Origin of the sequence: Methylobacterium ajmalii, assembly GCF_016613415.1 — a bacterium.
Classification (GTDB): domain Bacteria; phylum Pseudomonadota; class Alphaproteobacteria; order Rhizobiales; family Beijerinckiaceae; genus Methylobacterium; species Methylobacterium ajmalii.
On record NZ_JACWCT010000051.1, the window covers coordinates 1 to 9,168 of the forward strand.

Consider the following 9,168-nt stretch of genomic DNA (forward strand, 5'->3'; position numbering starts at 1 on the left):
CGCCTCACGCTGTTTCCTGCCTGTGGCCTGGGCGTCTATCAACCCCAAACGACGAAGCGGGCTTCGAGCCCGCCTCTCGTCCATCAACCCCGAATGACGAATGACCGTAAATAGTTCAGGCGACAACTGTCTCGCCTGCCTTGGGACGCAGGCTTGCACTTTCGCGCTTATCGAACTGGCGTCAGGTAGAACGTCCGCTTTCGAGCAGCAAGGCAATGTCTGCAGTCCACCCCATGCGGTTGTTCAAAGATGGCCTTGCAAGTGTCCGCTTGGGGCCATCAGCCGACCTTGGGCGAAGAGGCGCTGAACCGCCGCTCCCGACCCTTCTCGGACATTCCATTTGCGCGCCTACAATCCCCGCCCCCGGCCCTAAGGTGACTTTCTCACACTGTCGCGCATGGCTCCCCCAGGTCTTAGGACGGTCAACCGAAACGGGCCACCATTCGCGGCGGCATGCGCGATGGCTTCGTTCACTCTGGACAACGCAAACTCCGTCACCGCGTACTCCTCCAACCGTAACAAGCCCGCACGCACGAGGCCGACAATCATCCGGACCGCTTCCGGCGGATACATCCACTTGCCCCGCACCGTAATGTCGTTGCGCATGATCCAAGGGTAAGGCAGCGCCAGGTCATCGCCGCCGAGCATGCCCACGCCGCCCATCAGAATGACCCGCCCGTATGGCCGCACGCTCATGACCGCGGCCCGCACAACCTGAGTGCGTACGGATGGCGGCAGAATATCGAGCACGCAGTCGATGGGTCCTTGGGCGGCTTCCATCATGCGAGCACGATCCACCTCCTCGTTTCCCGTCAGCATTACGGGTCGCACACGGCTGCCGAAACGCCGCGCGAGGTCGGCAAGCACCGCTTCGTTGCGGCCGGGCGTGACGATGCAGGCTGCGCCCATCGCGAGCGCCACAGCAACGGTCGCGCTGCCGAAATTGCCGGTGGCCCCACTCACCAGCAGCGTCTCGCCCGCTTGCAGGTTTGCGGCCAGCAGGCCGCCATAGGGGATGAGCAGGGTATTGATCGCGCACCAGCGCGCCGCCTCGGTCTCGGCGATGGGGCCGATCGGAATGGCATTCTCGGTGGGCACTCGCACCTGCTCAGCGAAGGCACCATCGAGGTGGTAGCGTTGGAGCTTCGCACCGCCCTCGCCCCGTGCGCTCCAGCCCTGGAGCACAATGTCGGGCATCAGGGCATCGTCGCGCGAGCGCACGGTGGGGTCGCAGAAGACCCAGTCGCCGGAAGCGAGCTTGGTTGCGTCGGGACCGACCGCTCGTACCCGACCAATTGCTCCGCAGCCAGGAACGACCGGCGGCGGCAAAGGGTAATTGCGTGCGCCGGAAAATACTTCGTCTGCATAGGACAGGATAGGCGCGGCGACCACGTCGACGATGACCTCACCTGTCCCCAAGACCGGATCGGGCCTGTGTTCCACCGCGAGCGGCGATCCGAACGCCTTGAGCACAGCAGCCTTCATTGCAGGACCTCCTTGCCGAACAGAAGAATGAGCTTTTTCCAGCCTCCCGGAAGGCCTAGCATTATCCTAGGACTGTCCCTCCTACCCTCCACGCGAGGAACGATGAGTGACCCGCATCAGAAGGCCCTTGGCGACTTCCTCCGCGCTAGACGTGCGGCGCTCGACCCAAAGGTCCTTGCGGTCGCGGCAGTACGGCAACGGCGCACGCCGGGCTTGCGGCGCGACGAGGTTGCGCAGCGCGCGGGTATCAGTATCGACTGGTACGTGAGGCTGGAGCAGGGGCGCAGTGTCAGCCCTTCCATGGCGACGATCGACGCCCTCGCGCGAGCTCTCTGCCTGAACACTGCCGAGCACGCCCACTTGCGCGCGCTCGCCCACGGTCCACAGCGCCATCGCTTCGTGAAGGAACAGATTCCGGCAACGCTCGATAGGTTGATTGGCAGTCTGAACCAGCCCGCCTACGTCACCGGCCGCCGCTGGGACCTCCTGACCTGGAATGCCGCGGCGGCTGACCTGTTCGCCTTCGACGATTTGCACGAGGCCGAGCGCAACATCCTGCTATTCGTCCTCACCGATGCGCGGGCACGCTCGTTGTTCGGCGAAGCATGGGCGCAGGAGGCGCAGCGCATGACTGCGCAGTTTCGGGCGACCCACGACCTCTGGGCGGCTGACCCAGCGTTCACGGACCTTCTCGCCAGGTTGCAGAAGGGATGCACGCAGTTCCAGGCATGGTGGCAGGCACACGAGGTGCGGCCGAGCGGGACGGGACGGAAGCTGCTGCACCACCCACAGCGTGGCTCGCTCTCCTTCGAGTACTCGACCTTCCAGGCCAACGAAGACCCCGCACTGAAACTCGCGATCTACGTGCCTATCACTACATGAGGCCAGATGATCTACATGTTCGGTGGTCCACCCCATGCGGTCCTTCGGTGGGCACTGTTCAAGGAGCACCTTGATGCAAAAAGCGACACCCGCACAGCATCCAGGACTGGCAGGGCTCGATCGGCTACGATCCCGATCATGTGCAACCTCTACAGCAGTTCCCGCTCCCAGGACAAAATTCGGCGCACCTTCGCGGTCGATCGCGACGAGGCCGGCAACCTGCCGCCGCTGCCCGGGATCTTCCCTGATCAGATGGCGCCCGTGGTCCATACGGCTGGCGGCGAGCGGGCACTGACGATGATGCGCTGGGGCTTCCCGCCACCTCCGAAGGTAGGCACCCAGCCGGTCACCAACGTGCGCAACGTCGCCTCGCCCTACTGGCGGCCCTGGCTCAAGCCGGCGCACCGCTGCCTGGTGCCGGTGACCTCGTTCAGCGAGTACGCCGACACCAAGCCCCGTAAAACGCCGGTGTGGTTCGCCCTCGATGAGAGCCGGCCGCTGTTCGCCTTCGCGGGGATCTGGCGGCCTTGGACCGGTGTGCGTGGGCCGAAGCGCGACGAACCCCTAACGGAGGAGCACCGGCTGTTCTCGTTCCTGACAACGGAGGCGAACGGAATAGTCGGTCCGGTTCACCCCAAGGCGATGCCGGTTCTGCTAACGACCCCTGAGGATTGGCGCACGTGGCTCGAAGCGCCAGCCGAGGAGGCGCTTCAGCTGCAACGCCCCCTGCCGGACGGGATGATGACCGAGGTCGCTCGGGGCGATCGGAAGGATGGTGGGTAAGGCGCAGCCCCGGGGCGTCTGGCTGCAACGGACCTTCCCTCGTTTCCTGGCCATCTCCGCGACCGCCTGCGCGTGAGGACCGTCCCGGAGCCGGTGCTGTCGGTGCTCAGTCGAGGTCATGCAGCTTCGCGATCACTGGCTCAGTTGGTACATCACGGGCCTTCGATCTCCGCCCCAATTGCTGCTCCCGCACGAAAATAAAGAGACCGCTCGCGACGATGATGCCAGCACCGGCCATTGTGAGCGGGCCGATCATCTCACCAAAGAAGAGGTAGCCGAATAGCATTCCCCATAGGATCAACGTGTACTGGTAGGGCACGACCGTCGTCGCAGGCGCCAATCGGAGCGACTGGTTCACGCACAAATTGCCCAGCAGCGATCCAACACCCAGCAAAAGCATGAGAGCAAAATCCGTGGGTCCGGTAGAGGTCCACCCATAGGCCAACACAAGAGCCGCCCCAAAAATCAGCGACGACACGAGCTGGCTCGTCATCAGGACGGTGCCGGGAACAGCCGCGAGCTTGCGGGTTGTGATGAGGAACAACGCGTAGAAGAAGCTGCCGGCGAGGGCGCATGCCGCCCCCACGGACAACGATCCCGGTGAGGGATGGAGGGCAAGGGCGACCCCGCAGAAGCCCACCCCGATGGCGGCCCAGCGACGCCACCCAACGCGCTCGCCCAGCAGCAGGGGCGAGAGGGCGGTCACGTAGATCGGGCCGGCCATGTAGTAGGTCATGACCTCGGCCAGCGGCAGCGTGCTCACGCCCCAAAAGAAGAGCGAGGCTTCCAGCGTCGAGAAGCCCGCTCGCACCAGCTGCAATCCGGGGCGCGGTGCATCGCGGAACCCGCTGAGCCCGACCCGGTGGATGGCAGGCGCCATCACGCACAGGCCCGAGATGCTGCGCACGAGCATGAGCTGACCCACCGCGTAGGTGCCGAGCAGCCATTTGCCCATGGTGTCGTTCAGCGCGAAGAACAGCACGCCGAGCAGCATCATCACGATGCCACCGATGGCACCCACGGGCACGGCGGCACGCCCCACACTCACAGCCACGGTTTCCTACCCTTCGTCTTTTTGGAGCAGCGGGGGCAATCAGCGTTCAGCCACCGATCCGCCCTGGTGGTGCGACTTATCGGTCCGCATCACACCGACCCGGTTACCCCCGGGATGCATCCTGGCAGTCGGCTCGTTGCCATACCCGACCGAAGCCACCCACTCCACCGTGATGATCAGGGACGGCGTCGGCGGACGATCTGGCCTTGATGTGCGTGCAACCGCGACGAGCAGCGGGGCCATATCTCCGACTGCGACATCCGTGTACCGCTCTCCTCAACCGCCACCGCCAGCCCCATCGCAGCTGGTCAGATGAGAGAATGGCACCGATGAATTTGCCACTCCGGCGGGTGTTTCCGCCCATCCTGCTCCCGACATTCGTAGCCGTGGTGGACGGCACCATCATCACGGCGGCGCTGCCTGCGATGGCGAGCGAGTTCGGCGATGTGGAGCGCGTCTCCTGGGTGGTCGCATCCTACTTGGTGGCCAGTACCGTGGCGGCCCCCGTCTACGGCCGGCTGGGGGATGCCCTCGGGCGGCGACGCATGCTGCTGCTGGCCCTGGCACTGTTCGTCACGGCGTCCGTGCTGTGCGCCTTAGCTCACAGCCTCCTGACGCTGGTTGGCGCCCGCATTCTGCAGGGCTTCGGCGGCGGCGGCTTGATGGTGCTGAGCCAGGCGGTGCTGGCCGAGAACGTCGCGCGCCACCAGCTGGGCCGAGCCCAAGGGTTCATGGCCGCGGTGATCGTGGCCTCCTCGACCTTCGGGCCGGTTGTAGGCGGGGCGCTGACACAGGCGTTTGGGTGGCCTTCGGTGTTCTTGGTGAACCTGCCGCTCGGCCTGCTGGCGATGGTGCTGTTGGTGCGGCTACCCGGCCGCGAGGGCAGCGGTGAGCGCGGGAAATTCGACTGGCCGGGTCTCTTCCTATTTGCTGGATCGGTGGTGCCGCTCCTGTTGGCGCTGGAGCAGCTGCAGCGCATCGAACCAACGACGCTGCTCGGGATCGGGGTGTCCCTGGTCTGCCTCGTGCTGCTGGGGCGGCAGGAGCGGCGAGCGGCACAGCCGCTGTTCCCGCTGGACCTGCTGCGTCGCCCGGCGATGTGGCGAGCGAATGCCATGGCGGCCTGCTCCGGTGCATTGCTGGTGAGTGAAGCGACGATCCTGCCGATCCACCTGCGAGCGGTGGACGGCGCATCGGCCGGAGAGATCGGGCTGATGATGCTGCCTCTGACGGCGACCGTCGGGGTGGGGTCGTTGATCACGGGGCGACTGGTGTCACGAACTGGGCGTGTCGCCATCTTCCCCGCAGTGGGTCAGACCGCAGCGGCGTTGGGCTTGCTGCTCGTGGCGTTCGGGATGGGCCCGGTCGGGGCGGCGCTCGGTCCCTGGGGTCTGCCGGCGATGCTGGCGGTCGTGGCGGTGTTCCAGGGCTCGGCCATGCCGGTGGCTCAGATCACGATGCAGTCCCAGTCTCCATCCGCTATGCTGGGGGCTGCGTCTGCGTCCGTGCAACTGTCGCGCTCGGTCGGCTCGGCCATCGGCGTCACCGTCGCGATGGCCGTGCTGTTCGTCACGTTGGGCCGGAACGCCGCGATCGCTGATGTCTTCGCCGACGCCGTTCGACACGGTCCCGCCGCCCTGGCGAGCTTGCCAGAAGCGTCGCGCGCTTCGGCGGTCACCCACATTCAAGGCAGCTTCTCAGCCGCCTTCTCGACCATCGCACTCTTCGCCATAGCCAATGCAGTGCTGGCCTGGACCCTGCCGGTGCGGCGGCTTTGACGGCAACCCGTGAAGTGTATTTCTGCTCACCCCGATTTGTCCTAAATCAGGAAGATCGTCACCACGCATTAGGCACGAGCAGGGAATAACATTATGACCAATCAGCTTGGCCGTGCGAAGGGCCGCTGAGTATGGGGAACGAAAACCCGCTCAGGGCAAGATCTCCCATGTGACGCTTACCCTTGCCACAAGCTGCTCGACGCCCGGCTCGACCGGGATAACGGTTGTCATAGTGCCACTCGTCGCTGGTGGGCGGGGTAAATCGGCTTCCCCTACAAGGCTGTCGGGGTTCGGATCGATGGTCAGTACGCGCCCCAGCCGCACCCCGGCCGCCTCCGCGTAGAGCTTGGCCTTTCGCACCGCGTCCTTAGTCGCCTGGACCCGCAATTCGTCCATGGGACGCTGCTCATCACTGACCGCGAAGCTGATACCCTCGAACACGTTCGCGCCTTTGTCGATCAATGAGCGGGCGAGCACACCAGCTCGCGTGGTGTCGTGCAGTCGCACCTTCAGAGCGTTACGCCCCACGTAGCCCCGTAGTGTACGTTTGATGATTAGGCCCTGTGGTCCGCGCTCGTCGTCGTACACAGGCGAGACGGTGACCACGGTCTTGATGTCGCGCGGATCAATCCCCTGCGCCTTGATCTCGGCAAGCACACTCTGCGAGCCGCGGGCCGTCTCCTCGGCAGCGGCAGCGGCCGTAGGCCTCTCGGCGGAGACGCTGAGCCGAAGGGTGGCAGTATCGGGTACGACCTCACGCGTGGCCGACGATGTCACGCTCAGGCTGGGCAGGCGTGCTTTGGGTTGATCCTCTTCGGCAGCGTGGGCGAGGGAGCAGCCAGCGAGACCGACCGCAACGAGGGCAACCTTCAGCATATTATCACCGGTGAGCATGGTGGCAGCCTAATGCCGCCGAGATGCGCAGATGGACAAGGGCAGGCGTCATTTGACCGTGCGGCCGCAATGGCTCGAAAGCCGACGCGCATACGGTCAAGCTGATCGAGTTTTGATACTAGAATTCTTTGATTGCCTGACCTGGACAAAGCGCGCGAAACGTTTCTATCGCAACAGGATAACCCGACGCGCTTGATCCATCGAGAATTTTTCCATCTTCGAAAATCCGATAAGATCCAGAGACGTCATCAGAGGCATTTGCCAGTCCAGCAAATCTATATTTTCCGCCGTTGAAGGTTGTAAATGTGCCCGTCTTACAGTTTCCAGTGATCTGATCGCTCAAGCGCGTTTCTCGCAAGGCATCATCGATACATTTTTTCGAATTGTTTTGCACATAATCGGTACAGTAACTTCTTGCATTCTGTCGCGTATGGGCTGCTTTTATAACAGCATTGGTCGTACCAATGCCCGATACGCTGGTTACCGTGACTTCCATGCCAGCCCTCGATCCATAAGCGATCTTGCCAGCTGCATTGGCCGGCAGGACCGACAGAGCAAGCACAACAGGAGGGATCAATGCGCGTATCATCATACGCGCGAGCTTACGCGACCTTGACCGTGTGTCGAGGTGGCGCTGACAGGCCATCCGCAAATTAATGATGCTGCGCGCGCGATGGGATGGGGCGCAGCTTCTCCAAGGCCCGAGGCATGCTCGGGCTCGCCCGCATCCGGCGGAGCTCGCATATCGACGCCATCGCGACCATCGCCCTCTCACAATCACCTGATTGAGCCATCCCCGCTCCCCACCGGCCCAAGCTCGGCCTTGACCGGGAACCACGGGCCTGTTTGTTCTCTTTTCGTTCTGAAGCGGAGAGCACCAAGTGGGTTTCTACCGGGTCGGAGAGGAGGCAGCAGATGGCACCGGGCTCGTCCGTGTGCCGTTCATGCGCACGACCCTGTGCGCGGGCTTCCCGAGCCCCGCCGAGGACTTCATCGAAGGCGCGCTGGAACTGCCCCGCTGGCTGGTCCCCAACCCACCTGCCACGTTCATTTGGCGCGTGCGCGGCTGGTGCATGAAGGGCGCCGGCATCCACGATGAGGATCTGGCCGTGGTGGATCGATCGCTGTCGCCCACCTCCGGCGCCGTCGTCGTAGCCGTGGTGAACGGCGAGATGAGCATCAAACGGTTGCTGATGACGGGCAACCGGCTGAGCCTCACGTTCGACAATCCCGATATGGATCAGGAGTTCGCCCTGGAGGATCTGGAGGAGGGGCTGCTCTGGGGCGTGCTGCTGTTCTCCGTGCGCTGGCACCATGTGAAGGCCCGCTCGGGTGTTGCGCGATGAGCCGAGCCCTGGCGCTCATCGACGGCAACAGCTTCTACTGCTCCTGCGAGCGTGTGTTCGATCCCAAGCTCTCCGGCGTGCCGGTGATCGTGCTGTCCAACAACGATGGCTGCGCCATCGCCCGCACCGCCGAGGCCAAGGCTCTCGGCATCCGCATGGGCGAGCCCTACTTCAAAATCCGCGATCTTTGCCGGCGACAGCGGGTGCGCGTCTTCAGCAGCAACTACGCCCTGTATGGCGACATGAGCGCGCGCGCCAACACGGTGTACCGGCAGTTCGCGCGGGACGTGGAGGTGTACTCCATCGATGAGAGCTTTCTCGACCTCTCCGATGTGCGGGAACGCGACCGGATAGCGCTGGCTCGGGATCTCCGCTCCACCGTGCGTCGATGGACCGGCCTGCCCACCTGCGTGGGTATCGGCCCCACCAAGACCCTCGCCAAGCTCGCCAACCACATCGCCAAATCGATCCCAGAGCTTGGCGGCGTGTGCGACCTCTCCGACGAGGCGGAGCGTGCAGCGTGGATGGTGGGGATCTCGGTCGGGGAGGTATGGGGCATCGGGCGCGCTTCCCTGGCCCGGCTCACTGCGATGGGCGTGGATACGGTTGCCGATCTGCGCGACCTCGATCCCCGGCCGGCGCGGGCCTCTCTGACGGTGGTGGGCGAGCGCATCATCCATGAGCTACGCGGACGGTCGTGCCTGCCGCTCGAGATCGTGCCGGCCCGGCGCAAAGGCTGCGCGGTGACCCGTAGCTTCTCCACCTGTGATTAGGCGTGGAATAAGGACCCCGTTTCCGGGGTGATCGGCGTCCAAACGGGACCCCCAGGATACTTCTTCCAGACTGCCTCCCGCATTCGGAACGGGAGGCTCGCGGAGGATGTTGGTCGTGGAGACGGTCGCGAAGATCCGCCGCGCGTACTTCGTGCAGCATAAGCCGATCAAGC

General features: G+C 64.3%; 8 protein-coding genes and 1 pseudogene. 5 read left to right on the forward strand and 4 right to left on the reverse strand.

Going from position 1 to position 9,168, the window contains the following annotated elements; genetic code table 11:
* Positions 1 to 369: 369 nt before the first annotated feature.
* Positions 370 to 1,485 (reverse strand): alcohol dehydrogenase catalytic domain-containing protein, encoded by a 1,116-nt coding sequence (locus tag HPY23_RS09160; RefSeq protein ID WP_200602182.1) that lies wholly within the window; start codon positions 1,483 to 1,485, stop codon positions 370 to 372.
* A 102-nt stretch (positions 1,486 to 1,587) separates the two neighbouring features.
* Between HPY23_RS09160 and HPY23_RS09165 the strand changes: the two genes are divergently transcribed.
* Together HPY23_RS09165 and HPY23_RS09170 are read left to right on the forward strand one after the other, a co-directional pair.
* The gene (locus HPY23_RS09165; RefSeq protein ID WP_200602183.1) at positions 1,588 to 2,367 is read left to right on the forward strand and encodes a helix-turn-helix transcriptional regulator; all 780 of its coding nucleotides are present in this window, start codon (positions 1,588 to 1,590) and stop codon (positions 2,365 to 2,367) included.
* Between the two features lie 138 nt (positions 2,368 to 2,505).
* Complete coding sequence (locus HPY23_RS09170) at positions 2,506 to 3,150, forward strand: SOS response-associated peptidase (protein WP_200602185.1); 645 nt, start codon at positions 2,506 to 2,508, stop codon at positions 3,148 to 3,150.
* Between the two features lie 106 nt (positions 3,151 to 3,256).
* Here HPY23_RS09170 and HPY23_RS09175 read toward each other — a convergent pair whose 3' ends face one another.
* A complete protein-coding gene (locus tag HPY23_RS09175; RefSeq protein ID WP_236013057.1) occupies positions 3,257 to 4,147 on the reverse strand; it encodes a DMT family transporter in 891 nt (296 codons plus the stop codon).
* 386 nt (positions 4,148 to 4,533) lie between these two features.
* On the opposite strand from HPY23_RS09175, the gene HPY23_RS09180 reads away from it, so the two are divergent.
* Positions 4,534 to 5,982, forward strand: coding sequence for an MFS transporter (locus HPY23_RS09180; protein WP_210344713.1), 1,449 nt, complete (start codon positions 4,534 to 4,536; stop codon positions 5,980 to 5,982).
* Positions 5,983 to 6,132: 150 nt separating this feature from the next.
* On the opposite strand, the gene HPY23_RS09185 is transcribed toward HPY23_RS09180, so the two are convergent.
* The gene (locus HPY23_RS09185) at positions 6,133 to 6,858 is read right to left on the reverse strand and encodes an SIMPL domain-containing protein (protein ID WP_060846000.1); all 726 of its coding nucleotides are present in this window, start codon (positions 6,856 to 6,858) and stop codon (positions 6,133 to 6,135) included.
* 136 nt (positions 6,859 to 6,994) lie between these two features.
* On the reverse strand, positions 6,995 to 7,468 hold the full coding sequence (locus tag HPY23_RS09190; RefSeq protein WP_236013058.1) for a hypothetical protein: 474 nt from the start codon (positions 7,466 to 7,468) through the stop codon (positions 6,995 to 6,997).
* 289 nt (positions 7,469 to 7,757) lie between these two features.
* On the opposite strand from HPY23_RS09190, the gene HPY23_RS09195 reads away from it, so the two are divergent.
* Both HPY23_RS09195 and HPY23_RS09200 read left to right on the forward strand, forming a co-directional pair.
* The gene (locus HPY23_RS09195; protein ID WP_060846001.1) at positions 7,758 to 8,222 is read left to right on the forward strand and encodes a LexA family protein; all 465 of its coding nucleotides are present in this window, start codon (positions 7,758 to 7,760) and stop codon (positions 8,220 to 8,222) included.
* Positions 8,219 to 8,983, forward strand: a pseudogene (locus tag HPY23_RS09200) (Y-family DNA polymerase); the annotation flags it as partial. The gene HPY23_RS09195 and the pseudogene HPY23_RS09200, both read left to right, overlap by 4 nt.
* Positions 8,984 to 9,168 lie beyond the last annotated feature (185 nt).

What these genes read in the sequence shown, in the direction of transcription:
- HPY23_RS09160 (WP_200602182.1), bottom strand. Translation starts at nt 1,485, where the DNA reads ATGAAGGCTGCTGTGCTCAAGGCGTTCGGATCGCCGCTCGCGGTGGAA.
- HPY23_RS09165 (WP_200602183.1), top strand. Translation starts at nt 1,588, where the DNA reads ATGAGTGACCCGCATCAGAAGGCCCTTGGCGACTTCCTCCGCGCTAGA.
- HPY23_RS09170 (WP_200602185.1), top strand. Translation starts at nt 2,506, where the DNA reads ATGTGCAACCTCTACAGCAGTTCCCGCTCCCAGGACAAAATTCGGCGC.
- HPY23_RS09175 (WP_236013057.1), bottom strand. Translation starts at nt 4,147, where the DNA reads ATGATGCTGCTCGGCGTGCTGTTCTTCGCGCTGAACGACACCATGGGC.
- HPY23_RS09180 (WP_210344713.1), top strand. Translation starts at nt 4,534, where the DNA reads ATGAATTTGCCACTCCGGCGGGTGTTTCCGCCCATCCTGCTCCCGACA.
- HPY23_RS09185 (WP_060846000.1), bottom strand. Translation starts at nt 6,858, where the DNA reads ATGCTGAAGGTTGCCCTCGTTGCGGTCGGTCTCGCTGGCTGCTCCCTC.
- HPY23_RS09190 (WP_236013058.1), bottom strand. Translation starts at nt 7,468, where the DNA reads ATGATGATACGCGCATTGATCCCTCCTGTTGTGCTTGCTCTGTCGGTC.